Here is a 23,848-nt window from a genome sequence, read left to right as displayed (position 1 = left end):
GGCCTGCAAGTGCCCCGTCGCCTCCAGGTATTGCATCGACGCCAGTGACAAGGCGTTCGTACTGGACGCGCTGACCACGGCCGACGTGTCGCGCATCTGATGAATCGAAAACCCCACCAGACAGAGCACCATCACAAACAGGCAACTGCCGGCAGCCAGCGTAATTCTTGTTTTAATCGACAAGGTTCCCATCGCATCGCCTCTATAAGATTCAGCCTGGAACAACGAGTGGTTTTGAGTGGTTCAAAAAAAAAGCTCCCCGAACGGGGAGCCTGAAAACACTTGGAAAGACGGTAAGAGTGACCACCAGCAGCGAGAACGACCCTTTTTCTCGCTGCCCGCTTGCCAAGTGCAACAACGAATCAACAACCTCAAGCGGTCTTTTTGTACCGACGAATGCGGATGTCCGCCTGTTCCTTGTGCCCGGCAAAACCTTCCATGCCGCACAGACGCGAGCAATATTCGCCCACCAGGACCGAAGCCTCGTCCGTCAGGACCCGTTGATAGGTGCAGGTCTTGATGAACTTGCCGACCCACAGGCCGCCGGTGTAACGCGCCGTCCCGGTGGTCGGCAGCGTGTGGTTGGTGCCAATTACTTTGTCGCCGTAGGACACGTTGGTCCGCTGGCCGAGGAACAGCGCACCGTAGTTGGTCATGTGTTCGAGGAAATACAGCGGGTCCCGGGTCATGACTTGCACGTGCTCGGAGGCAATGCGGTCAGCCTCCTGGACCAGTTCGTCCAGGGTGTCGCAGAGAATAATTTCGCCGTAGTCACGCCAGGCGACCGAAGCGACAGGCGCGGTGGACAGAATGCCCAACTGGCGCTCGATTTCTGCCGGCAGTGTTTCCGCCAGTTCAGGGCTGTTGGTCAGGAACACGGCTGGGGAGTTGACGCCATGCTCGGCCTGGCCCAGCAAGTCGGCGGCGATGATTTCAACGTCGGAACTGTCATCGGCAATCACCAGGGTTTCGGTCGGGCCGGCGATCAGGTCGATACCGATTTTGCCGAAGAGCTGGCGCTTGGCTTCCGCCACATAGGCGTTGCCCGGTCCGACGATCATGTCGACCGGTTTGAAGGCTTCGGTGCCCAAGGCAAAAGCGGCAATCGCTTGTACCCCGCCGACACAGTAAATCTCGTCGGCACCCGCCAGGTACATGGCGGTGACGATGGCCGGGTGAGGCTTGCCATCAAAGGGCGGCGCCGCTGCAACCACGCGTTTCACACCGGCCACCTTGGCGGTCAGTACGCTCATGTGCGCCGAGGCCAGCAACGGGTACTTACCACCAGGAATGTAGCAACCCACCGAGTTCACCGGAATGTTGCGGTGCCCCAGGATCACACCCGGCAGCGTCTCGACTTCAACGTCGTGCATCGAGGCTTTTTGCACTTCGGCAAAACGGCGGACTTGCGCCTGGGCAAACTTGATATCGCCGATTTCCTGCTCCGAGAGGCTGGCGACGCACGCCGCGATTTCTTCGTCGGTCAGGCGGAAGGACACGGGCTCCCACTTATCGAACTGCTTCGAGTATTCCCGGACGGCGGCGTCACCGTTCCTGGCGACGTTGGCGATGATTTGCTCAACCGTATCGCGGACTTGGGAGGCGATCTCGGCTTGGGCTTCGACGGGTTTGCTTGTTTTCAGATAACGAATCATCAATAGACTCCAGGTGGTTCATGAGGGCACGCGACATGTCCTCAGCATTGGCGACCATCTTTTCTCACCCCCCTGCCCCCGGCAATTTCGCAGCGCCCCTATTGATGACGCGATCTGACGCAGCACAGACGCACTGCTGAAGCACTTGCAGCAGTCATTTACGTTATTCGTATAACCTTTTCTCATTAAAACCCTGAAAGCTGGGTCTCATCTTCTTGGCGAGTTCGCTGCAGCCCTTGGTTTACAAGGGATTAAGTGCCCTAAACACGACACCATGACTGCCGTTTCTTGAAAATCGCCACACAGGGATTGACTTACCGATTCGGAGTGATAGCTTAAATAAGCGGTTATACGTATAACCTAATAATCACACCCAACCTGAAGAGGTGACCAACCGTGAGTCGAGTCTTGTATCTATACGGTGGCTGGCCCGGCCATTACCCCTACGAAATTGCTGCATGGGCTCGGACCGTTTTCCAGGAGCTGGAGTTTGAAGTCGAGGAGTCGACCGACATCTTCACGCTGGACAGGGACTTGACCGGTTACGACCTGATCGTGATCGGCTGGAACAACGCCGTCACCACGGAAACCCTGACCGCCTCCCAGGAAAACCGCCTGCTCGAAGCGATCGAAAGCGGCACCGGCCTGGTGGGTTGGCACGGTGCCGGTGCGGCATTCCGGGCAAGCCTCAAGTATCACTGGGTGCTGGGCGGATCGTTCCTCGAGCATCCGATGGGCGAAGGTTTTCCCCATCCGTATCAGGTCAACGTCATCGACCGCAGCCATGAAGTCACGCAAGGCGTCGAGGATTTCGAGGTTCGCTCCGAGCAGTACTACATGCAGGTCGACCCGAACATTCATGTGCTCGCCGAAACCACCTTCGACGGCAATCCGTTCCCCTGGATCAAGGGCCATCGCAGCCCGGTTGCCTGGGTTCGCCAATGGGGCCAGGGCCGGGTGTTCTATCACTCGATCGGCCACGACACGAGCAACCTCGCCGACCCGAACATCCGCCGCCTGACCAAGCAGGGCCTGAACTGGGCAACGCGCGGGCGTGCCGGCAGCACCGGCAAATCCGATGCCTCCACCACCGTTTCATCAACCCAAGGAGTCCTGTCATGACTAAATTGACCGGCAGCCAGATCGTGGCTCAAACCCTGAAAAACTATGGCGTCGAATACGTCGCCGGTATTCCTGGACACGGGATCTGGACACTCACCGACGCCTTCCTCGAAGAAGACTCGAAACTCAAGTTCATCCAGGTCTTCCACGAGCAGAGCGCGGTGCACCTGGCGGATGGTTACTACCGGGTTTCCGGCAAGCCGATGGCTGCCGTCACGTCCATCGGTGCCGGCGCTGCCAACACCGTGATCGGCATGGCCACCGCCTTCACCGACTCCACCAGCCTGATGCTCATCACCGGCGGGCCGCCCACGCACATGCGCGGCCACGGTTTGCTGCAAGAGCTGGAACGCTACACCGACAACGACTTTCCGAAAATCGCCGAAGCGGTCTCCAAGCGCCATTGGGTCGCCACTCGCGTTGAAGAATTGCCGTTCATGATGCACCGCGCCTGGAGTTCGATGGTGACGGGACGTCCTGGCCCGGTTCACCTTGAAATCCCGATGGACGTGCAGGCCGAGGCCGCTGACGTCACCCTTCACGCCCTGGAAGAACGTACCCCGATCGGCAAATGTTTCCCGGACCCGGCCGCCACGGCCCGTGCCGTTGAAGAGTTGCAGGCCTGCAAACGTCCGGTGCTGGTCATCGGCGGCGGCGTCATCACCGGTGAAGCCAGCGCCGAAGTCCTGGCCCTGGCCGAGGCCTGGAAAATCCCCGTAGTCACTACCTGGAACGGCAAAAGCGGTTTCCCGGAAGATCACCCGTTGTTCGCCGGCAGCGTCGGACAGACCGGCACGATGTGCGGCAACAAAGTGGCCTCCACGGCTGACGTGATCATCGCCGTGGGTTGCCGCTTCACCGACTGGTCCTCGTCCAGCTACGCCAAAGGCGTGACCTTCGCGATTCCGCCGTCGAAGCTGATTCACATCGACATCGATCCGCACGAGATCGGCAAGAACTACCCGGTGACCGTGGGCATTTGTGCCGATGCGAAATACGCACTGGCGCACATCGTCGAAGGCTTGAAAGGCCAGACGGTCGATCGCGAGGAATACCTGAGCGACCTGCGTGGCTATCAGGACGAGTGGGAAACCAAACTGGCCGGTCGTCGTGACTCCGATCGCTTCCCGTTCACCTCGCAACGTCCGCTGGGCGCGCTGCGCAAGGTCTTCCCGCGCGACACCATCGTGGTGGTCGGATCGGGCAACACCCAGGGCGCGGTCAAGCAGACTTTCCCGGTTTACACCCCTCGTACGCACCTGACCTCCGGCGGTTTCTCGTCCATGGGCTGGGCCGTTCCGGCCGCCATCGGCGCCAAGCTGGCTGCGCCGAATCAACCGGTGGTGTGCATCCTCGGCGACGGTGACTTCCTGATGACCTCTCAGGAAATTGCGATCTGCGTGACCAACAACATTCCTGTTGTGTTCATGATCCAGAACAACGCCGGGTACATGTCGATTCGCGGTGGCCAGCGCAAGCAGACCAGTCGCCACATCGGCACCGAGTTCAACCACCCGGACGGCACGCCTTACAGCCCGGATTTCAAAGCGGTCGGCGAAGCGTTCGGCCTGAAATCCTATCGTGTGGAGCGCCCTGAAGATCTGGAGCCGATTCTGCAGGAGGCCCTGGAGCTGAACGCGCCGGTGCTGATCGAAATCCCGACTGATCGCGACGCCGCAGGCCCTTGGGTACCTGGCTGGTGGGACTTCCCGATTCCTGAATACATCACTGACGAACGTCAGGATGAATACCGGGAACTGCGGAACTCCGAACAGCACCTATAAGAACTGGAGCGGCTCAAATGAGTGATGCATTGATTTCGCATCATGCAGAGCTGAATCCACAACCGGGGGCGCCGCGCGAACCGCGCGCCCTCGACGTGGTGACACCTGATGCAGATGGCAATATCAACTGTGATGTAGTGATTATCGGCTCGGGCATGGGCGGTTCGACCTTTGCCCATGCGCTGCGCGACAGCGGGCTGGACATTGTGATCGTCGAACGGGGTGATTTCCTGCCCCGCGAGATACACAACTGGAGCGCCGAGTCGGTCTTCGGTGAAGGCCGTTACCGCAATGCCGAACAGTGGCTGAACCAGGCCAATCAACCGTTTTCCCCCGGCGTGTTCTATTACGTTGGCGGCAACACCAAATTCTATGGCGCCATGCTCCCACGGTTTCGCGAAGAAGACTTCGGCGAAATCCAGCACGCCGAGGGCGTTTCCCCCGCCTGGCCGATCAGCTATGCAGACCTGGAACCCTGGTATGCCGAAGCTGAAAAGCTCTATCGGGTTCATGGCCAGGCGGGTAGCGATCCCAGCGAGCCGTGGCGTTCGGGGCCCTTTCCGCAACCGGCGCTCAAGCATGACCCGGCACTGGTGCCGCTCGAACAAAGCATGCGCCGTTCCGGGCTCAAGCCTTTCGTGATGCCGGCGGCGGTGGATTATGGCGATGGCGGCGACTGCGTGTTGTGCTCGACCTGCGATGGTTATCCCTGCCTGGTGGATGCCAAGGCCGATGCCGAGGTGTCGGCCTTGCGACCGGCACTGCGTAGCGCGACCCTCCGGCTGATGACCCGCACCACGATCAAACAGCTGAACACCGGCAACGACGGTCGAACCGTCACCGAAGCGCGAGGCCAGTTCGATGGCCGGGACGTGACACTCCGGGCCAAACGATTCGTCCTGGCGTGCGGCGCGGTGAACAGCGCGGCGCTGTTGTTCAAGTCAGCCAATGCTCAGCACCCGGAAGGCCTTGGTAACAGCTCCGGGCAATTGGGTCGCAACTACATGGTCCACAACAGCACGTTCATGCTGGCGGTCGACCCGCGACGCAAGAACAAGGTGATCTTCCAGAAAACCCTGGCCATCAACGACTGGTACAGCGCCAGTGCGCTCAACTCGTTTCCCTTGGGCAACGTGCAGATGCTCGGCAAAATCCGTGAGCCCATGATCACGTCGATGCGTCCGTGGCTGCCCAGGTTCGCGTCGCGGTACATCACCGACCACAGTGTCGACTTGTACCTGACCTCGGAGGATCTGCCGACGCAGGAAAACCGGGTCACGTACGACAAGGCCCGGGGTGCGATCAAAGTCCACTGGACGCCGAACAACCTCAAGGCGCACGAAGGCCTGGTGAACAAGACCAGCAAAGTCATGCGTGAAGCAGGTTATCCGGTGATCCTGAAAGCACGCATGGGGATTGCCACCAACTCCCATCAGTGCGGGACAGCCGTCATGGGCAAGGACCCGGCTTCCAGCGTGCTGGATGTGAACTGCAAGCTGCATGACCTGGATAACGTCTGGGTAGTCGACAGCTCGTTCTTCCCGTCATCCGCCGCCGTCAACCCGGCGCTCACCATCGCCGCCAATGCGCTGCGGGTTGCAGAGCACTTCAAGCACCTGGCGAACTGACCCCGGAACACAGAACCTGTAGGAGCCGGCTTGCCGGCGATGGACTCGAGGGCGCCGCGGTGAATCAGTTCGCCCGCGTCATCGTTAACGTCCATCGCCAGCAAGCTGGCTCCTACAATGGTTCTGCGCCAAGCGGCAGAACCCTGCGGTTGTACACGCAACCCCAGGAAACACCGAACCTGTAGGAGCCGGCTTGCCGGCGATGGACTCAAGTGCGCCGCGGTGAGTCAGTTTGCCCGCGTTATCGTTAACGACCATCGCCAGCAAGCTGGCTCCTACAATGGTTCTGCGCCAAGCGGCAGAACCCTGCGGTTGTACACGCAACCCCAGGAAACACCGAACCTGTAGGAGCCGGCTTGCTGGCGATGGACTCAAGTGCGCCGCGGTGAATCAGACGTTAACGACCATCGCCAGCAAGCTGGCTCCTACAATGGTTCTTCGTCAACCGGCAGAACCCCGAGGTTTTACACGCAACCCCGGGAAACACCGAACCTGTAGGAGCCGGCTTGCTGGCGATGGACTCAAGTGCGCCGCGGTGAATCAGACGTTAACGACCATCGCCAGCAAGCTGGCTCCTGCAATAGGTCATGTCGAATCCGGTGCCTTTGTGTCTGCTTCTCAAACGTCGGCGGGCGGCAGCTTTTGCGTCGAGGTGCGCACGATGAGTTTCGTGGCGAAAATTTTCTGCTCGGGTTCCAGACGGGTGTCGGCCGGTGCGTTCAATTGCTCGGTCAACAGTCGCGCAGCGTAGACGCCCTTCTCCACCATGGGCTGGCCGATGGTGGTCAAGCCGAGTTGAACGGCCTCGGGTATGTCGTCAAAGCCAATCACGGACAACGCCTGCGGGACATTGCGATTAAGCGCGTGGGCAGTTTTCATGCAAGCGATCGCCATGACATCCGAACAGGCCACCACGGCCGTGACATCGTTGGACGTCAGCAACGTAAAGGCTGCCGCCTGCCCGGAGGTGGAATCCAGCCCGCCAGCCTCGATGATGCTCAGGTCCTCGAACGCCAGGCCAGCCGCGCCAGCCGCTTCCACGTAGCCGGTCAACCGTTCCCTGACGATGCGCTCACTGGCGCTTTTGAAACGCTGCTGATCGATCGGCCCGCGATAACCGTCGGGGTTGAGCCGATCAATGATGATGCCGATCTTGCGGTGCCCCAGGTCCAGCAGGTGCTGCATCTGCGTGCGGGCGGCGCCCCGGTCGTCGATCCCGACAAAGAATGAGTCTTCAACCAGGGGCGAATCGATCACCACAAAGGGGATGTTCTGCTTCACCACGGCCAACACCGCCGGGTGATCATCCGGCAGGGTCGAGATAATCAGTCCATCCACCAGCCCGCGCAGAGCAAGGCTGCCGTGACTTGCAGCCTGGGCACGCCCGACCAGTCGATTGTTATTGAGCGGGAACAACGTCAGTGCGACGTTCTCCAGTTCGCCCACTTCACTGATCCCGCGCAACAAGGCGATGGTGCAGGGATCGGCGAACGCCAGGGACAATTTGTCCATCATCATCAGCCCGATCGCGCCGATTTTGCCCGAGCGAAGGCTTCGCCCCAGCACATTGGGGCCTGGATAGCCCAATGTCGCGGCCACCTCGAGGATGTGCTCGCGCTGGGCTTGCGACAGTTTGGAGGGGCGATTGTAAGCGTAGGACACCGCAGGCTGAGACACCCCCGCCGCCAGTGCTACATCTTTCATTGAAACGGATGCCATCGCTTGCTTCCCGATCTTTTTAAACCTCCAAGGGAGGTCTGTGAAATAAACATGCACTCAGTGTAACCGTTGACGAGAAGCCTTCGGAACCAGTCGAGTGGCACTGACGATGACCGCGATCATCAATGAGGCGACGGCGAGCAACGCCGCAGACAGGTTGGTCGCGTGGGCGACAAAGCCGATCACCGCCGGGCCCATCAGGATGCCGAGGTAACCGAGACTGGTTGCGGCGGCAATCGCCAGCTCGCCCGGCATCGTCTGCTGGGCGCCTGCCAGCGACAGGTAGACCGGCGCAATGTTCGCCAGGCCGATGCCGATGACGGCAAAACCCAACAGGTTCAGCAGCCAGTCGGCCACCAGCACCACCAGCAGGAATCCCGCGATGACGATAAGCCCGCCACCCATGAGCACCGTGCGAGACCCCAGCTTCAGCAGAATCCGGTCACCGCTCAATCGTCCCAGGGCCATCATCACCGCGAACGCCGCGTAGCCAAGGCCGGCAATCGAATGTTGAACGCCTCTTGCCTCCGTCAGAAACACCGCGCTCCAGTCCAGAATCGCGCCTTCCGCGAGAAAGGCGAACAGGCAAAGCAAACCAAGCCACAGGACTTTTCGCGTTGGCCGGACAAAGATCGGGCTGCCTTCATCACCACTTCGCCCCAGCATCTGCCGTCCGTAGCTCACGACGAAAGCGAGCAGTGCCGCCATCACCGCACTGCTGGCCAGCAACGGCGTGGCACCGAGCCACAACAATGCGGTAATGCCCGCGGCACTCACAATCGTGCCGAGGCTGAACAAGCCATGAAAACCGGACATGAGCGATCGGCCGGTGGCACGCTCGACCATCACCCCCTGGACGTTCATCGTGACATCGACAGCGCCGCAACCGGCACCGAAAACGGTCAGGGCGAACATCAGGCCGGCGAATGAATGGGTGGTCGCCAGCAAAGGTAAAGTCAGCAACACCAGCGCGATGCCGACGTGCATCGTGAAGCGACACCCCTTGCGCGCGTTCAGGATCCCGGCAAGCGGCATCATCACCAGCGAACCGAGGCCAAGGCACAGCAAAAGCAGGCCCAACGCACCGTCGTCGACCCCTGCCCGGCTCCGCGCATAAGGAACCAGGGGCGCCCATGCACCCATGCACAGGCCTGACATCAGAAACGTCAGCCGATAAGCCGCCATATCAGGCGTGGCGCAGGGCAACAGCAATTCTTGAGACGACACGGCAACCTCAGGCTCGGACGATGAAAGTTATACGTATAACCTAAAACAATCCGTTAGGCCAATCGATCTGTTTAACCCCGAGATTCGTCCATTGAATGAAGGTGTCAATCCGACGCTGACGTCACTCATCCGTGAATACGGAAAAAGAGTTGACAGCGGATCCACTGCCGATGCTAGTTTATGGAGTTATACGTATAACTCAAAACCGTAATTCCGCACTTGCATCAATACCCAACAAAAACAAAAGGGACCCTGCAGCGTGATGACCAACCTTCAAAAAACACAGATCCCCGCCCGCATTCGCAAGGCACGTATCGCGACGTTCCTCGGCTTCATGATGATCGGCGCCATGATGTACATCTGGTCGACGGGCGTGAGCGTCTTTCGGGTGCAACTGGGCTTTACCGGCGAACTGGGAGACGCCAGTTTCGGCCTGATCGCCCTCGGTGTCGGCGTGGGCTCCGCGACAGGCGCGCTGTGCGTCGGTCGCCTGCTCGACTCGTTCGGCGCGAAGCCGGTCATCACGGTGTGCGCCCTCGCCTATCCCCTGTCGATCATTCCGCTGGGTTTCGTCAGCGGCTTCTGGTTCGCCCTGTGCTTCGGCGTGGTCCTCGGGTTGCTGAGAGGCGCGCTGGACACCGCGTTGAATGCACACGGCGTGCAAGTCGAACGCTTCTACCAACGCTCGATCATGTCTGGCTTCCACGCGTTTTATTCACTGGGCGGCTTTCTGCTGGGGATGGTGTGCAGCTGGCTGACCGGTTTCTATACCGACAGCGTCCTCGTACCCTACACCGTGCTCGGCCTGGTGCTGTTTGTCGTAGGCTGTTTTTTCAGCCGGTGGCTGCTGGGCAAACAGGATGTCCCCGCGCCTTCATCCAGCGACTGGCAGGCCGGCGCCCAGACCATTGATGAGTCGGGCAAGGGGCCCTCGACAAAAACGCTGCTGGTCATGATTGCCCTCGGTGTCCTGCTGCTGGGCAGCATGATGGGCGAAAACGCTATCGCGGACTGGGGCCAGGAATACATCCGCCGCCAGTTCGCCACGAGCACCTCGACGGCCGGCATGGCGGTGTCGATCTTCGTCGGTGCAGCCTTCATCGGGCGCCTGTTCGGTGACCGACTGGCGGCGACCTTCGGCAATGCCCAGGTCGTGTTCGGATGCGGCGCAGTGTGTGTCCTCGGCATGCTCATCACCATTATCGGTGGCACCGCTGTAACGGGCATTATCGGCTTCGCGCTGTTTGGTCTCGGGCTGTCGTGCATCGCGCCGCTGATGATCTCCGCCGCTGGACGCCGGGATCCCAAGCATGCCGGTCGCAACATCGGCATCGTCAACTGCATCGGTTTTTCCGGGATGCTCGTCGGCCCGGCCGCTATCACCGTGATCGTCAGCAACTTCGGGTTGAGCTCGCTGATGTTTTTCCCGCTGATCATGCTCGCGCTGCTCGCGACATTCGGCCCGCTGCTGATGCGCGCGCCGAAGAAGCCTGTCACCCGTGTGAAGGCTTCCGTGAAGAACGCCTGACGAGTTATGCACTCTCCGCCAAGGCCGTCCCTTGCTCCGCGCGGGCGGCGCTGTGGCGATTGACCGGCACCGGCAAGCCCAGGTGACCGCGCAAGGTGTTGTGGCTGTATTCGCTGCGAAACAAGCCGCGCTCTCGCAGCAATGGCAAGACTTCGTCGGTGAACCGGGCAAACTCGTCCGGCGCGCCGACACGGATATTGAACCCATCGACGGCCCCTTCGACGAACCAGCGCTCGATCTCGTCGGCGACGGTTTTCGGTGAACCGACAAAATTCGAAAACGGTGCGGCGAAACGCAAGGCGGCCTGGCGCAGGGTCAGCCCTTGGTCGCGGGCAACTTGCTTGATGTGCTCGGCATGGCCGCGATAGCCATTGCTGCCTAGGTCGCCCAGCTCCGGGAAAGGTTCGTCGAGGGGGTATTGCGTGAAGTCGTGGTAGTTGAACGGACGACCCAGATGTACCAACGCCTTGCGCAGGTCCAGCTCGCCATTGCGTTCGCGGTCGATGGCCTGGGCCTGCTCGTCGGTATCGGCAATGATCGGCGAGATGCCCGGCAGGATGGTGATGTGATCGGGGTTGCGTCCGGCTGCGGCGGCGCGTTGCTTGATGTCCTGATAATAGGCGCGGGCATCCTCGAAATTGTCCACGCCGGCGAAGATGCCTTCGGCAAAGCTGGCCGCCAGGTTGCGCCCGGATTCTGAAATCCCGGCCTGGAAGATCACCGGTTGGCCTTGGGGTGAACGGGCAATGTTCAGCGGCCCGGTGACCGAAAAGAATTCGCCCTGGTGATCAAGCCGGTGCTGACGCTGCGGGTCGAGGAACACCCGGCTCTGCTTGTCGCGCACAAAGGCATCGTCTTCGTAGGAATCCCACAATCCCTGCACCACTTGCAGGTGTTCGCTGGCCCGGCGATAGCGCTCGGTGTGGTCGATGTGCTGCTCACGCCCGAAATTCCCGGCGGCACCTTCCAGGCCAGTGGTGACCACGTTCCAGCCCGCCCGGCCGCCGCTGATCAGGTCCAGCGAAGCGAACTGGCGAGCCACGTTGAACGGTTCGGTGTAGGACGTCGTCAGCGTGGCGACCAGGCCAATCTTCGACGTCGCGCCGGCCACGGCCGACAGCAACGTCAGGGGTTCCAGGCGATTGAGGTAATGCGGCGCCGAATCCGGCGTGATGTACGGGCTGTCGACGATGAAGATCAAGTCGAACTTCGCGGCTTCGGCGGCCTGGGCCTGCTGCCGATACCAGTCGATATTGATGCTCGCATCGCCCGGAATTTGCGGGTGCAGCCATTCATTCTGAGCGGTGCCGACGCCGGTGAGAATGGCACCGAACTTGAGTTGTCGTGGTGAAGTGGTCATGTGAAATCCCCCGGAGATTGCGGCACTACTGCCTTGTGAAGGTCGACCTTATGCGTTGGGAATACACCTGTGAAATGCTTTATTGATCTAACCTAATAATGCATTTACGTAATATTCAATAGATTTATGTATCAGCTATTTTCATAACAAACTTATAACCAAAGAGAATTTCACAGCGGATTTTTATGGGGATAGCTTTGATACAGGCCGACCCCTTTTCTCCAGGCGGAGGTAAACCACCCCATCCAGAACCGCCAGGAACCTGCCCTTTCATGACCATCCCCCTTGCCTCCCGAACGACCCTCGATCTTGCCACCGACGTGTTGGTCATCGGTGGCGGCCTGGCCGGTACATGGGCCGCTGTCGCCGCTGCCCGTGAAGGCGCGCGGGTGGTTCTGGTCGACAAAGGCTATTGCGGCACCAGCGGCGTGACGGCCACCGCCGGACCGGGTCATTGGTGGGTACCGCCCTTGCCCGGTGTGCGTGAGGCGGCCATCGACAAACGTCTCGCCACGGCCCATGCCCTGGCCGATCCGCGCTGGATGGCACGCATCATCGACACCACCTGGACCAGCCTGCCAACCCTCGCCGGCTACTACGATTTCCCGCAGAACGAACACGGCGTGACCCAGTATCGCGGGCTGCGCGGGCCGGAATACCTGCGCGGCATGCGGCGACTGGTGCAGGACAGCGGTGTGACCATTCTCGATCACAGCCCGGCACTGGAACTGCTGCGCAATGATCAGGGCGAGGTCGCCGGTGCCCGAGGCTGGCGCCGGCAAGCGGGTGGCGACTGGCAGATCCGGGCGGGTGCCGTGGTGCTGGCGAGCGGCGGTTGTGCCTTTCTTTCGCGATTGCTCGGTAGCCACACCAATACCGGCGACGGTTACTTGATGGCGGCTGAAGCAGGCGCCGAGTTGTCCGGCATGGAGTTCTCCAGTTATTACTGCATCGCCGCAGCGGGCAGCAGCATGACCCGTTCGATGGTCTACAGCTTCGGCGACTACTTCGATGCCGCCGACCGGCCCCTGAACCTTTCAACCGGCCCCGACTTCACCGATGCCCTCGCCAGGGCGTTGCTCGACGGTCCGGTGTATTGCCGGCTCAATCGGGTGCCGGCGAACATTCGCGCGCAGTTACCCACGATCCAACCGAACCTCATGCTGCCGTTCGACCGACGTGGCATCGATCCCTGGCGCGACCGGTTCGCCGTAACCTTGCACCCCGAAGGCACCATTCGCGGCGTCGGCGGCCTGCGGGTCATTGATGATGATTGCCAGACCACGGTGCCCGGTGTATTCGCTGCCGGCGACGCCGCCAGCCGTGAGCTGATTGCCGGTGCGACTTCTGGAGGTGGCGCGCAGAACTCGGCATGGGCCTTGTCTTCCGGCCAGTACGCGGGACGCGGTGCCGCGAGGCTGGCTCTCGGCAAACCTGCACGTAGCGAAGTGCTGCAAGGATTTGCGGGTGCGGGTTTGTGGTCTAGCCCTGCGCTCACGGCGCCACAGCCGAACGAGCTGATACGGCGAATCCAGGCGGAAGTCCACCCGCTGGAGAAAAACCTGTTCCGCTCCGGTCATCAGCTCGGCCGTTCCCTGCAAGTGCTGGACACCGTCTGGGACGAGGTGCGCCAAGGCTTGTCGGTCGATCCGCAAAACCCGCTCAGGGCCAGGGAAGTCGCCGCCATGGCCGCCACGGCCCGGTGGTGCTACAGCGCAGCCGAACAACGCAAGGAAAGTCGCGGCATGCACCAGCGCAGCGACACCCCTGAACAGAATCCGCTGTTCGACGCCCACCTGCGCATCGCCGGCGTCGACCAGCCCTGGACCCGCCACGACCCGGTGTCCACTTCTCTCCCGCAGCCACAAGGCCACGCCCAATGATCGAGTTGATTTACCAGGACCTGTGCAGCGGCTGCGGCCAGTGTGTCGAGGTCTGCCCCACCAACGTACTGCGCCTGGATTCCGCGGCCAAACCACAGATCATCGACCAGCAAGCCTGCCAGACGTGTTTCATGTGCGAACTGTATTGTGCGAGCGATGCGCTGTACGTCGACCCCGACTGCGACCAGGTTCGTCAGCCTGATCCGGACGTGGTGCGGAACGCTGGCCTGCTCGGACAGTACCGCCGTGATTCAGGCTGGGACGAGTGGGCGACCGACCCGAAATACAATAATCAGCACTGGCGCATGGACGGGATTTTTGCCCTGGCGCGCAGTGCCGCGCAGACCACCAAACCTGTAGGAGCCGGCTTGCCGGCGATCGCGGTGTGACAGGCGCCATCAATGTTCAATGATGGACCGTGATCGCCAGCAAGCCGACTCCTACAGGATTGCGGTGGATCAGGCACCATTGATGCTGATTGATGGACTCAATCTGCTTCTTTCCACACCGCTTCACGCACATCGATTGCCTTGGGCAGCAGCTGGTTTTGATAAAACAGGTCCGCCGTCGTCTGCTGCGCCCGGATGATGCTTTCGTCAACGGGCAATATTGGCGATGGCGGCCGGTTATCGAAGTAGCTGGCAATCACCTCGTCCGGCAGGCCCATGTACTTTTTCACCACGTTCAGACTGTCTTGCCGTTGGCTGCGCGTCAGCCCTTCGGCGGCCGTGAGCTCATCGAGCAGCGCATGGACAAATGCGCCGTTGTCTTGCGCATAAGCCCGTCGTGCGGTGTACACCGGGCCTGACAGGTTCAAGCCTTCGCCATTGGCCAGCACGCGCACATTGCCCTGACTCAGGGCCAGTGAGGAATAAGGCTCCCAAATCGCCCAGGCATCGACACTGCCCTGCTCGAACGCGGCACGCGCATTTGCCGGTGGCAGGTTCATCGGCTGGATATCCCTGTAGTTCAAACCGGCCTTGTTCAACGCCCGCAGAATCAGGTTGTGTGAGCTGGAGCCTCTCTGGAAGGCGACCTTTTTGCCTTTAAGGTCGGCAATGCCCTTCAACGGACTGTCAGCGCGGACCAGTATCGTTTCCGCTTGTGGCTTGGGCGGTTCGGTGCCGATGTAGACCAGGTCGGCCCCCGCCGCTTGCGCGAACAGCGGCGGAATATCACCGGTGGAACCAATGTCCAGTGCGTTGACGTTCATCGCTTCCAGCATCTGCGGCCCGGCAGGAAACTCGATCCACTGCACGGCCGTGCGGGGAAAGCGTTTTTCCAGCAGCCTGTGTTCCTTGGCCAGCAACAAGGTGATCGAGCCTTTCTGATAGCCGATTCGCAATGTGGCGGGGTCTGCTGCCATCACCGAACCGGCCAGACTGAACAACGCCAACCCCGCTAAAAAAACCTTCTGCAATCTCATCGCTATCTCCCTGAATAAAATACGTTCAACTGTAGGAGCCGGCTTGCCGGCGATGGCGATTTGTCAGGCGCCGACTCAGTGATTGACACACCGCCATCGCCAGCAAGCTGGCTCCTACATAGGTGTGAATCTGTTGGAGGGTCTGGTCAGTCCGAGGTTTTCACGCAACGTCCGGCCTTCGTATTCGGTCCTGAACAATCCACGCCGCTGCAACTCAGGCACCACCTCATTGGCGAAATCTTCCAGCCCCCCGGGCAGGTGCGGCACCAGCACATTAAAACCGTCCGCCGCACCTTGCTCGAACCACTCCTGCAACCGGTCGGCAATCTGCACCGCCGTACCCACCAGACTGTAATGCCCCCGGCCCCCGGCAATTTTCCTGCCCAGCTCGGCGAGGCTGAGGTTTTCCCGGCCCGCCAGTTCCGTCAGCAGTTTCTGCCGACTCTGCTGACCGCTTTCAGTGAGCGGCAAGTCCGGCAACGGCCCATCCAGCGGATACGACGACAGGTCAAAGTTGCCCAGCATGCGGCCAAGCAAAGCGACGCCCACCTCTGGCTCGACCAGACGCTGAAAGGACTCGTATTTGTCCCGCGCTTCACTTTCGGTCGACCCGACCACCACAAAAACGCCCGGCATGATTTTCAGCGAATCGGCACTGCGTCTATGCTGAGCGAGGCGCCCTTTGAGATCGGCATAAAACGCCCGCGCGTTCGCCAGGGATGTCTGCGCCGTGAACACCACCTCGGCGGTTTGCGCCGCCAGCTCACGGCCGGTCTCTGAAGACCCTGCCTGCACAATCACAGGCTGCCCCTGCGGCGAGCGCGCGATATTCAGCGGCCCTTTGACCCGGAAATGCTCACCGACGTGATTCAACACATGCAGCCTGGCCGGGTCGTAATAGACGCCGCTGGCCTTGTCGCGAACAAACGCGTCGTCCTCCCAGCTGTCCCACAGCCCCGTGACCACCTGGTAAAACTCCCGCGCGCGGCTGTAACGCTCGGCGTGTCCGATGTGTTCATCCCGGCCGAAATTCAGGGTTTCGGCGGCATTGTCCGACGTCACCAGGTTCCACCCTGCTCGCCCACCGGACAGGTGATCCAGCGACGCGAATTTTCGCGCCACGTGGTACGGCTCGTTGTAACTGGTGGTGGCCGTGGCGATCAGGCCGATGTGCTCGGTCACCGCGCTAAGGGCCGACAGCAGGGTCAGTGGCTCGAAGTAATCCGAGCGTGCCGTGTGGCTGGCGATCTCGTCACTCGGCGCGGCCACCGTGTCCGCGACGAACAAGGCGTCAAACTTCGCGGCCTCGGCAATCTGCGCCAGGCGTTTGTAGTGGCTGAAATCCAGCCCGGCGTTGGCCGGCACGTCGGGATGGCGCCACGCGGCGACGTGGTGCCCGGTGGCCATGAGGAACGCGCCGAGTTTCAGTTGTCGGGTCATGCTCAGAAATCCTTGCGCAGCTGCACGCCGAAGTAGCGCTCGTCATCCCGTGGCACAGCGCGGTAGATGTAGTTGCCGCCGCTGGCCAGCAACGGTGAATAGGATTTGTCCGCGAGGTTCTTGCCCAGCAGCGCCACACGCCAGCCATTGCTGTAGTCGGCCAGCGCGATACTGGCGTTCCACAGGCCGTAGGCACCCTGTTTGGTGTCGGGGTTCTGGGCGATGTCGTACTGCACTTCGCTCTGCCAGCTGTAGTCGGTGCCCAGTTCGATATCGAGGCCGTTTTCCAGCGGGATGCTGTAGTCGGCGCGCACATAGCTTTTCCAGTCCGGGGTGTACGGCAGCGGTTTGCCGTCGACGTTGCACGACGCCGCCGCGCCCGCCGGGCAGGCGAACTCATCGATGCGTGCGCGGGTGTACGCCAGGGCACCGGAGAACTTCAGTTGCTGGGTGGCCTGCAAAGCGTAATCGAGCTCCACGCCTTCGGTGCTGACACTGCCGGCGTTGATCAGGCGCGTCACCACTTGCCCGGCAACGGTGTCGAAAAAGTTGGCCTGATAGTTGTCGTACTCACTGTGGAACACGGCGAGGTTGGTGGTCAGGCGATTGTTCCAGGACGAGGCCTTGATACCCAACTCCCAGGTGTTGGAGGTTTCCGGCTTCAGCGCGTCGGTGTCGCGCGGCTGCATGTTGAAGAACACGTTGTAGGCCGGGCCTTTGTAGCCGCGCGAATACGTCAGGTACGTTGTGACGGTATCGCTGAGGTCGTATTGCACACCTAGGCGCCCCGACCAGCCGTCTTCGTCCACCGAACCGGAGCTGCTGGTCGCCGGCTGGATGCCACTGACGGTGGTCGCCGAGGTCGACACCCGGCGGTGATCGTATTCCAGATCGTCGTGGGTCCAGCGCAGGCCGGCGATACCACGAAAGTCCGAAGTGAAATTCAGCGTGCTTTCGCCGAACACCGCGTAGCTGTCGTTGGTGGTGCTGTAATCGGCAATCCCGCGGTTGACGCTGGTCGGCGTAGTAAGCGTGCGCTGATAGGTTTCTTCGTCCTTGCCATGCATGTAGAACAGCCCGCCGACATACTCGAAAAACTGGCCCTTGGGCGAGGCCAGGCGCAGCTCTTGCGAGTATTGGTCGAAAGCCAGGTCGCCTTTGTCCGCCGTGCCGGGGAACGCGGCGGTAATGCTGCCGAGCCGGTCACCGTCCTGATATTGGGTGTTGTCCCAGCCGCGCCACGCGGTGATCGACGTCAGGGTGTAATCGCCCAGATACCAGTCGAGCTGACCGGACAGGCCCTTGTTGATGTCCTCGACGTGGGACCGCGTGTCGGTGTTGATCTTGCGGTTATCGCTGGACGCCCGCACCGGGCTCAGCGCATTGGCGAAGGCCGGCGTCAGCGCCTGGCTGACCACCCCGTTGGGCGCGTCGTCGTGGGATTGCATGTAGTCGGCAATGACGGTGAACTTGAAATCATCGTTGGGCGTGAACTCCAGCTTGCCCCGCGCGCCCTTGTGGTTGTAGCCGTTGACTTCCTGCCCGTTGTGCTCGTTGTCCACGTTGCCGTCGTAGCTGCCGAACAGCGTGGTGATCGAGCCTTTCAGCGTGTCCGGTATCAGGCTGCCGCCGAGGCCGAATCGGGTACGGCTTTCGTTGCCGCTGTAGTACGACTGATCGATGTAGCCGTGGGTCTCGGCAGTCGGCGCCCTGCTGGTGATATTGAGCACACCGGCCGAAGCGTTCTTGCCGAACAGCGTGCCTTGCGGGCCGCGCAGAACTTCGACGCGTTCCAGGTCCAGCAAGTCCAGCGTGGCCTGGCCGGGACGCGCATACACCACGCCGTCGATCACCGTCGCCACGGTCGGTTCGACGCCCGGCGAGGTGGAAATGGTGCCCACGCCCCGCACGAACAACGAGGTGTCCTTGTTCGACGCGCCGGTGCGGAAATTCAGCGACGGCACTTGCTGGACAATGCTCGCCACGCCATTGCGGTTGTCGCGCTCCAGCTGTTCGCCGTCGATTACCGACACCGCCACCGGGACCTTCTGCAGCGACTCTTCGCGGCGGGTGGCGGTGACCGTGACGGCTTGCAGGGTAAGGTCTTGCTCGCCGCTGTCAGCGGCGAATGCGTTGGGCAGCGGTAACGCGGCCAGGCCGGTGAAGAGCCAGCTTGCAGCGCGAATCGATTGCGCCAGCTTCTTTGTTGCCCCAGGAAAATTGTGCATGTCTGACCGCTCGAATGTGTGCCCTGAACCGCTGCCGTTCTGCGACGACAGCGCCGTGAATGTGTCTTGGGCATTCGCTCGAGCGAGTAGCAGACAACGCGCTTTGTTAGCGCTAACATCACCAGTATCCGCAAGCGTCACATAGATCGTCAAATACTGAAAAATTACTCTTATATGCAATTTTGTTTTAACGAAGGATTGCCCGTTGAACGAAGAAAAACCTCGAAAACGCCGCGGCGCCGGTCGCGTGACGCTCAATACCGTGGCCCGACAGGCCGGTGTTTCGGCGATTACGGTGTCCCGTTATTTCAATCAGCCAGACCAGGTATCCCCGGAACGCCGTGAACGCATCGCGGCGGTCGTTGCGGAACTCGGTTATGTGCCCAACCTGGTGGCGGGTGGACTGGCGTCGGCCCGGGGCAAAATCGTCGGCATGGTGATCCCGAACATTTCCGGGCCGATCTTCGCCAACACCATTCAGGGTTTCAGCGACACGCTCAGTCGCCACGGCTACCAACTGCTGCTGGCGTCGAGTTACTTCAGCGCCGATCAGGAAGAAAGTGCAGTGCGCGCGTTTCTCGGCTGGTCGCCGGCGGCACTGGTGCTGACCAGTCACTTCCACAGCGCGGCCACCGAGAAGATGATCGCGGAAGCGGATATCCCGGTGATCGAGACCTGGGACTATCAGCCCGACCGCGAGCCGATTCAGATTGGTTTTTCGCACTATGAGGTCGGCGTGACAGCCGCGCGCTACCTGCATGGCAAGGGCTATCGCCGCATCGCGTTCGTGCAGAACAGCGCTGTCGGTGACTTCAGCGCGCTGGAGCGGCGCGACGGTTATGCCGCGTGTGTGCGTGAACTGGGCCTGGATCCCTGGGTGTTTGCACCGGATGCCGACCGGGCACCGTTTGAAGCCGGGAAACAGGCGATGCAGGCCCTGATGAGCGCCTCGCCTCCCCCGGACGCCATCATCTTCGCCAACGACAACCTCGCCGCCGGCGGCTTGCTGGCGGGCCAGCGCGCCGGGCTAAAAATCCCTGAAGACTGCGCCGTCATCGGCTTTGGTGACTACCCGTTCGCCGAGATGCTGCTGCCGAGCCTGAGCACCATCAAACCACCGGCCCTGGAAATTGGCGTGCTGGCGGCGACCCGGGTCCTGCAAAGCCTGGGCGTGTTGCCGGTGGAAGATGAGGTGCAGCGTTTGAACTTGCTGGAGTGCCGGCTGATCGGTCGTGAAAGTGCTTGAAGCTTCCGGCGCCTGAAGGCTTGAGGGGCGCGACGATGGTCTAGGATTGGATAGATGGCGAGCGTGAATCGGCGCCCTCTTTCATTCACCCCTGAAACGGAGAAGTTAACGTGAGCACCCTCAAACTTCATCCTGCCCTGGACAACGGAATCCAACCCGCCGCCGCCAATTTCAGCGGTGGCACCCTGCAATGCCTGTGCGCGACCGACAGGGTCGAGGTGCGGATCGACGCACAAACCCTGCATAACCACGCGTGTGGCTGCAGCAAATGCTGGAAGCCGAAAAACGCGCTATTCGCCGTGATCGCCGTGGTCCCACGGGACAAGGTCAGCGTGATTGTCCACGGCGAAAAACTGGCCGTTGTCGACGAAAAAGCCGCCATCCAGCGCCACGCCTGCAAGCAATGCCACGTCCATCTCTTCGGGCGCATCGAGAACAAGGACCACGCGTTTTATGGCCTGGACTTCGTCCACACCGAGCTTTCCCCACAACAGGGATGGTGCGCGCCGGGCTTCGCGGCGTTCGTCTCCTCCATCATCGAAACCGGCACGCCGCCCGCGCAGATGAAAGCCATCCGCGAGCGCCTGCGCGAAATCGGTCTTGAACCCTATGACTGCCTGTCGCCAGACCTGATGGACGCAATGGCGGCGCATGTCGCCAAACAGAAAGGTTTGCTCCCAGCCGCCTGATCGATCGGCCGCCGCGGCGCCTTCACCGGGCCGCGGCTTCCCTCTACAGGAAAGCGACCGTCAATCCCCACGCAAAATCAGCGCATGCGCAGCGTCCCACTCGGCGAAGATCGACTGCCCGCCCTGCACGCCCAACTGCTTGTACTCGGCGTGGAGTTTCTGCACCTGCAGTTCCAGCCCGTTGCTGGCTTCGAGGTAGAGGTTGACCATCGAGCCGATGAACTCTTCTCCCACCACGGTGCAGCTCAACCGGTTGCGACGCACAGGCTGCGCGGTCAGCTCGATATGCTCGGCGCTGACGCAGAACGTCACCCGCTCGCCTGGCGAGACCGTTTTACCCGTCGGCAGCCGTGCGAGGAATCCGCCGTGCTCCGAATCGATGCGCACGCTGCCTCTATCGTCGACACCAACGACCGTCCCGCAGAGGATGTTCTTGCCGCCCACGAACTCGGCGACGAAGCGGTTGTGCGGTTCGAGGAACACCTCCTGGGGCGAGCCGATCTGTTCGACCCGGCCGCGACTCATGATCACCACGCGGTCGGCCATGGCAAATGCTTCGGATTGGCTGTGGGTGACGTAGACGAAGGTGATCCCCAAGTCCTTTTGCAGGCTGGTCAGCACGCCTTGCATGCGCACGCTCAGGTGCGCATCGAGGGCGCTCAGTGGTTCGTCGAGCAACAGGATCGGCGGCTCGGTGACCAGTGAACGGGCCAGCGCCACCCGCTGGCGCTGGCCACCGGAAAGCAGGCTGATGTCGCGTGTGGCGAATTCCGCCAGGCCCAGCCGATCCAGCCATTCAAGCGCCTTCTTGCGCCGTTCAGCCTTGGCCATCCCGCGCATGCGCAGGCCGAACTCGACGTTTTCCAGCACGTTGAGAAACGGGAACAGTGCGAGGTTCTGCCAGACCAGCGGCGTTTCCCGTTGCCAGGAATAGAGATCGTTGATGCGTTCACCGTTGAGACGGATTTCACCCTCACTGGGCTTGTCCAGCCCGGCGAGCATGCGCAGCGTGGTGGTCTTGCCGCACCCGCTCGACCCCATGATCGCGACGAACTCGCCTTTGTAGATCTCCAGGTTCATGCGCTCGACGGCCTGGTAGCTGCCGAAATGCTTGACCACGTTATCGAATACCACCAGCGGTTGCGTCATGGTTGAATCCTTCGTGTGCGGATGATTGTCAGGGTGGTCTCAGGCGCTTGCGGGTTTGCGGCGCCGCATCAGCAGCAACTGCGCGAGGATCACCAGGGTCATGGTGGTGATGAAGACGATCGTGCCGATGGCGTTGATGGTCGGGCTGACCTGGCCTTGCAGGGTGTTGAGGATGCGCACCGGAACCGTCTCGTTGAGCCCCGAGACGAACCAGGCGACGGCGAACTCATCGAAGGAAACCGCCATGGTCACGAACAGCGCGGCAAAAATGCTCGGTGCTGTGAACGGCAGGATCACATAGCGCATGGCCTTCCATTGATGGGCGCCGAGGTTCCAGGCCGCGGCCTCGATGTTCGGGTCCATCTGCGCCAGGCGCATGCGAATGACCGCCATGGCGAACGGCGCGCACATCACGATATGGCTGATCATCACCGCGTAGATCTCGCCGGAGAGCCCGACACGCGAGAGGAACGCCAGCATCGCCAGCCCGAGGATCACCACCGGAATAGTCGGCGGCAGCAGCGCGAGCGCCATGTAGATCGATTTACCGAAGAACTGGTAACGGAAGTCGGTGTACGCCGCGGTGAACCCGAGCAGGGTTGAAACCAGCGACACCACCACGCCCACCGTCAGGCTGTTACGGAAGGCCTGCCAAACCGCCGGGTCGGCCGCAATCGTCTCGTACCAGTGGAGGCTGAAGCCGCCCAGTGGCAAGGAAGGAAAGCGGTCGATGTTGAACGAGAACACGAAGCTGCCGGCGATGGGCAGGAAGATGAAGAGGAACACCAGCGCGACAAAGCCGCGCAGCAGGAAGTTGATCAGCCGATGCTCGTTCATGCGCGCCTCCGGTAAGCAAAGCGAACGGCGACGAACGCCGTGATCAACAGCGTGACAATCATCATCGTCGCGATCACCGCCGCCCGTGGCCATTGCTGCCCGGACTTGGTGGTGTCGGTGATCAGCGTGCTCAAGGTCGGTGGCTGGCCGCCGCCCAGGTACAGCGGGCTGACGAAGTCGCCGAAGGTGAGGATGAAGCAGAACAGCGCGGCGACGACGATGCCGATCCGCGCCGACGGCACCACCACCAGGAACACCGTTCGCAGCCGTCCGCAGCCGAGGTTGTGCGCGGCCTCGATCAACGATCGATCGATGTACATCAGGCTGAACAGTTGCAGCAGCACCACCAACGGCAGGCACAGCGTGAAGTAGCCAACGTAGGTGCCGAACGTCGTGTTCAGCATGGCCAAGGGTTCCAGCCCGACCAGCCCCAGCGCGGCGTTGAAGATGCCGTTATCACTGAGGAACACCTGCCACGAATAGGTACGCACCAGATAGCTGGTGAAAAACGGCGTCACCAGCAGCAACACCAGCAGCTGTTTGGCCGACTCGCGGAACTTGAACGCGATGGTGTAGGCGCAGGGAAACGCCACCAGGCTGACCAGCACCGTGGCGCCCGCGGCCATCGCCAGGGTATGCAGGTAGGCGTCCCAGAAGAAGCCACGGCTGAACATGTAGCTCCAGTTCTGCCACTCGAACGCCGGCACCATCCGGAAATTGCGCACCAGCCAGAAGCTGATGGCCACCAGGAACCCCAGCGGCAATACGAAAAAGATCAATTGCCAGACCAGGATCGGCATAGAAAAACTGAGGCCAAACCAGGGCCGGCGCCCTCTTCGCTTGATGCCGCGTTGCACGCCGGCACCGGTCGTTGCGGCGAGCACTGACGGTGAAGTCTTCAACTTGTCTGAAATCATGGCGACCACC

The 23,848-nt window shown here is 61.3% G+C and carries 18 protein-coding genes; 8 read left to right on the top strand and 10 right to left on the bottom strand.

Annotated elements, in window-relative coordinates; translation table 11 throughout:
* Nucleotides 1-371: 371 nt before the first annotated feature.
* A complete protein-coding gene (gene hisD, locus ACF6ZU_RS27260; protein WP_392888727.1) occupies nucleotides 372-1,655 on the bottom strand; it encodes a histidinol dehydrogenase in 1,284 nt (427 codons plus the stop codon).
* A gap of 396 nt (nucleotides 1,656-2,051) precedes the next feature.
* Here hisD and ACF6ZU_RS27255 point away from each other — a divergent pair, with 396 nt between their 5' ends.
* The 3 genes from ACF6ZU_RS27255 to ACF6ZU_RS27245 are packed head-to-tail and all read left to right on the top strand — an operon-like array spanning nucleotide 2,052 to nucleotide 6,189.
* Complete coding sequence (locus ACF6ZU_RS27255) at nucleotides 2,052-2,777, top strand: ThuA domain-containing protein (RefSeq protein WP_392888725.1); 726 nt, start codon at nucleotides 2,052-2,054, stop codon at nucleotides 2,775-2,777.
* Nucleotides 2,774-4,561: a thiamine pyrophosphate-binding protein gene (locus ACF6ZU_RS27250; RefSeq protein ID WP_392888723.1), complete on the top strand. Its 1,788-nt coding sequence runs from the start codon at nucleotides 2,774-2,776 to the stop codon at nucleotides 4,559-4,561. Before ACF6ZU_RS27255 ends, ACF6ZU_RS27250 begins: the two co-directional genes overlap by 4 nt.
* A gap of 17 nt (nucleotides 4,562-4,578) precedes the next feature.
* Nucleotides 4,579-6,189 carry a GMC oxidoreductase gene (locus tag ACF6ZU_RS27245; RefSeq protein WP_392888721.1) on the top strand — a complete coding sequence of 537 codons (1,611 nt, stop codon included), beginning with the start codon at nucleotides 4,579-4,581 and terminating at the stop codon, nucleotides 6,187-6,189.
* A 618-nt stretch (nucleotides 6,190-6,807) separates the two neighbouring features.
* Here ACF6ZU_RS27245 and ACF6ZU_RS27240 read toward each other — a convergent pair.
* Nucleotides 6,808-7,908, bottom strand: a complete 1,101-nt coding sequence (locus tag ACF6ZU_RS27240; protein ID WP_392888719.1) for a LacI family DNA-binding transcriptional regulator — start codon at nucleotides 7,906-7,908, stop codon at nucleotides 6,808-6,810.
* 57 nt (nucleotides 7,909-7,965) lie between these two features.
* Complete coding sequence (locus tag ACF6ZU_RS27235) at nucleotides 7,966-9,093, bottom strand: MFS transporter (RefSeq protein ID WP_392893945.1); 1,128 nt, start codon at nucleotides 9,091-9,093, stop codon at nucleotides 7,966-7,968.
* Between the two features lie 304 nt (nucleotides 9,094-9,397).
* Here ACF6ZU_RS27235 and ACF6ZU_RS27230 point away from each other — a divergent pair, with 304 nt between their 5' ends.
* Nucleotides 9,398-10,663, top strand: coding sequence for an MFS transporter (locus ACF6ZU_RS27230; RefSeq protein ID WP_392888717.1), 1,266 nt, complete (start codon nucleotides 9,398-9,400; stop codon nucleotides 10,661-10,663).
* Between the two features lie 4 nt (nucleotides 10,664-10,667).
* Here ACF6ZU_RS27230 and ACF6ZU_RS27225 read toward each other — a convergent pair whose 3' ends face one another.
* Nucleotides 10,668-12,023 (bottom strand): LLM class flavin-dependent oxidoreductase, encoded by a 1,356-nt coding sequence (locus tag ACF6ZU_RS27225; RefSeq protein ID WP_392888715.1) that lies wholly within the window; start codon nucleotides 12,021-12,023, stop codon nucleotides 10,668-10,670.
* A gap of 272 nt (nucleotides 12,024-12,295) precedes the next feature.
* Between ACF6ZU_RS27225 and ACF6ZU_RS27220 the strand changes: the two genes are divergently transcribed.
* Nucleotides 12,296-13,906, top strand: coding sequence for an FAD-dependent oxidoreductase (locus ACF6ZU_RS27220; RefSeq protein ID WP_392888713.1), 1,611 nt, complete (start codon nucleotides 12,296-12,298; stop codon nucleotides 13,904-13,906).
* Nucleotides 13,903-14,295, top strand: coding sequence for a ferredoxin family protein (locus ACF6ZU_RS27215; protein ID WP_392888711.1), 393 nt, complete (start codon nucleotides 13,903-13,905; stop codon nucleotides 14,293-14,295). The genes ACF6ZU_RS27220 and ACF6ZU_RS27215 overlap by 4 nt, the downstream gene beginning before the upstream one ends.
* A 98-nt stretch (nucleotides 14,296-14,393) precedes the next feature.
* Here the strand turns inward: ACF6ZU_RS27215 and ACF6ZU_RS27210 are convergent, their stop codons facing one another.
* From ACF6ZU_RS27210 to ACF6ZU_RS27200, 3 genes are all read right to left on the bottom strand, one after another.
* Entirely contained in the window at nucleotides 14,394-15,332 is a 939-nt protein-coding gene (locus ACF6ZU_RS27210; protein WP_392888709.1) for a sulfonate ABC transporter substrate-binding protein, read from the bottom strand.
* 114 nt (nucleotides 15,333-15,446) lie between these two features.
* Nucleotides 15,447-16,772 carry an LLM class flavin-dependent oxidoreductase gene (locus tag ACF6ZU_RS27205; protein WP_392888706.1) on the bottom strand — a complete coding sequence of 442 codons (1,326 nt, stop codon included), beginning with the start codon at nucleotides 16,770-16,772 and terminating at the stop codon, nucleotides 15,447-15,449.
* Between the two features lie 2 nt (nucleotides 16,773-16,774).
* On the bottom strand, nucleotides 16,775-19,000 hold the full coding sequence (locus ACF6ZU_RS27200; protein WP_392888704.1) for a TonB-dependent receptor: 2,226 nt from the start codon (nucleotides 18,998-19,000) through the stop codon (nucleotides 16,775-16,777).
* Nucleotides 19,001-19,205: 205 nt separating this feature from the next.
* Between ACF6ZU_RS27200 and ACF6ZU_RS27195 the strand changes: the two genes are divergently transcribed.
* The gene (locus ACF6ZU_RS27195) at nucleotides 19,206-20,246 is read left to right on the top strand and encodes a LacI family DNA-binding transcriptional regulator (protein ID WP_392888702.1); all 1,041 of its coding nucleotides are present in this window, start codon (nucleotides 19,206-19,208) and stop codon (nucleotides 20,244-20,246) included.
* A gap of 110 nt (nucleotides 20,247-20,356) precedes the next feature.
* Nucleotides 20,357-20,935, top strand: coding sequence for an S-(hydroxymethyl)glutathione synthase (gene gfa / locus ACF6ZU_RS27190; RefSeq protein WP_392888701.1), 579 nt, complete (start codon nucleotides 20,357-20,359; stop codon nucleotides 20,933-20,935).
* Between the two features lie 60 nt (nucleotides 20,936-20,995).
* Here gfa and ACF6ZU_RS27185 read toward each other — a convergent pair whose 3' ends face one another.
* From ACF6ZU_RS27185 to ACF6ZU_RS27175, 3 genes are read right to left on the bottom strand one after another with little or no spacing between them, the layout of a single operon-like run.
* Nucleotides 20,996-22,084, bottom strand: a complete 1,089-nt coding sequence (locus tag ACF6ZU_RS27185) for an ABC transporter ATP-binding protein (RefSeq protein ID WP_392888699.1) — start codon at nucleotides 22,082-22,084, stop codon at nucleotides 20,996-20,998.
* A gap of 39 nt (nucleotides 22,085-22,123) precedes the next feature.
* Entirely contained in the window at nucleotides 22,124-22,921 is a 798-nt protein-coding gene (locus tag ACF6ZU_RS27180) for an ABC transporter permease (protein WP_392888697.1), read from the bottom strand.
* Nucleotides 22,918-23,838, bottom strand: coding sequence for an ABC transporter permease (locus tag ACF6ZU_RS27175; protein ID WP_392888695.1), 921 nt, complete (start codon nucleotides 23,836-23,838; stop codon nucleotides 22,918-22,920). Before ACF6ZU_RS27175 ends, ACF6ZU_RS27180 begins: the two co-directional genes overlap by 4 nt.
* Nucleotides 23,839-23,848 lie beyond the last annotated feature (10 nt).

Origin of the sequence: Pseudomonas migulae, from assembly GCF_043225285.1 — a bacterium.
Classification (GTDB): Bacteria; Pseudomonadota; Gammaproteobacteria; order Pseudomonadales; family Pseudomonadaceae; genus Aquipseudomonas; species Aquipseudomonas migulae_C.
Note: the sequence above shows the minus strand (reverse complement) of the source record. Positions and strands in the feature narration are given on the sequence as shown.

Excerpts from the sequence above, each read along its gene's own strand:
- hisD (WP_392888727.1), bottom strand. The coding sequence starts at position 1,655 with ATGATTCGTTATCTGAAAACAAGCAAACCCGTCGAAGCCCAAGCCGAG.
- ACF6ZU_RS27250 (WP_392888723.1), top strand. The coding sequence starts at position 2,774 with ATGACTAAATTGACCGGCAGCCAGATCGTGGCTCAAACCCTGAAAAAC.
- ACF6ZU_RS27245 (WP_392888721.1), top strand. The coding sequence starts at position 4,579 with ATGAGTGATGCATTGATTTCGCATCATGCAGAGCTGAATCCACAACCG.
- ACF6ZU_RS27240 (WP_392888719.1), bottom strand. The coding sequence starts at position 7,908 with ATGGCATCCGTTTCAATGAAAGATGTAGCACTGGCGGCGGGGGTGTCT.
- ACF6ZU_RS27235 (WP_392893945.1), bottom strand. The coding sequence starts at position 9,093 with ATGGCGGCTTATCGGCTGACGTTTCTGATGTCAGGCCTGTGCATGGGT.
- ACF6ZU_RS27230 (WP_392888717.1), top strand. The coding sequence starts at position 9,398 with ATGACCAACCTTCAAAAAACACAGATCCCCGCCCGCATTCGCAAGGCA.
- ACF6ZU_RS27225 (WP_392888715.1), bottom strand. The coding sequence starts at position 12,023 with ATGACCACTTCACCACGACAACTCAAGTTCGGTGCCATTCTCACCGGC.
- ACF6ZU_RS27220 (WP_392888713.1), top strand. The coding sequence starts at position 12,296 with ATGACCATCCCCCTTGCCTCCCGAACGACCCTCGATCTTGCCACCGAC.
- ACF6ZU_RS27215 (WP_392888711.1), top strand. The coding sequence starts at position 13,903 with ATGATCGAGTTGATTTACCAGGACCTGTGCAGCGGCTGCGGCCAGTGT.
- ACF6ZU_RS27210 (WP_392888709.1), bottom strand. The coding sequence starts at position 15,332 with ATGAGATTGCAGAAGGTTTTTTTAGCGGGGTTGGCGTTGTTCAGTCTG.
- ACF6ZU_RS27205 (WP_392888706.1), bottom strand. The coding sequence starts at position 16,772 with ATGACCCGACAACTGAAACTCGGCGCGTTCCTCATGGCCACCGGGCAC.
- ACF6ZU_RS27200 (WP_392888704.1), bottom strand. The coding sequence starts at position 19,000 with ATGCACAATTTTCCTGGGGCAACAAAGAAGCTGGCGCAATCGATTCGC.
- ACF6ZU_RS27185 (WP_392888699.1), bottom strand. The coding sequence starts at position 22,084 with ATGACGCAACCGCTGGTGGTATTCGATAACGTGGTCAAGCATTTCGGC.
- ACF6ZU_RS27180 (WP_392888697.1), bottom strand. The coding sequence starts at position 22,921 with ATGAACGAGCATCGGCTGATCAACTTCCTGCTGCGCGGCTTTGTCGCG.
- ACF6ZU_RS27175 (WP_392888695.1), bottom strand. The coding sequence starts at position 23,838 with ATGATTTCAGACAAGTTGAAGACTTCACCGTCAGTGCTCGCCGCAACG.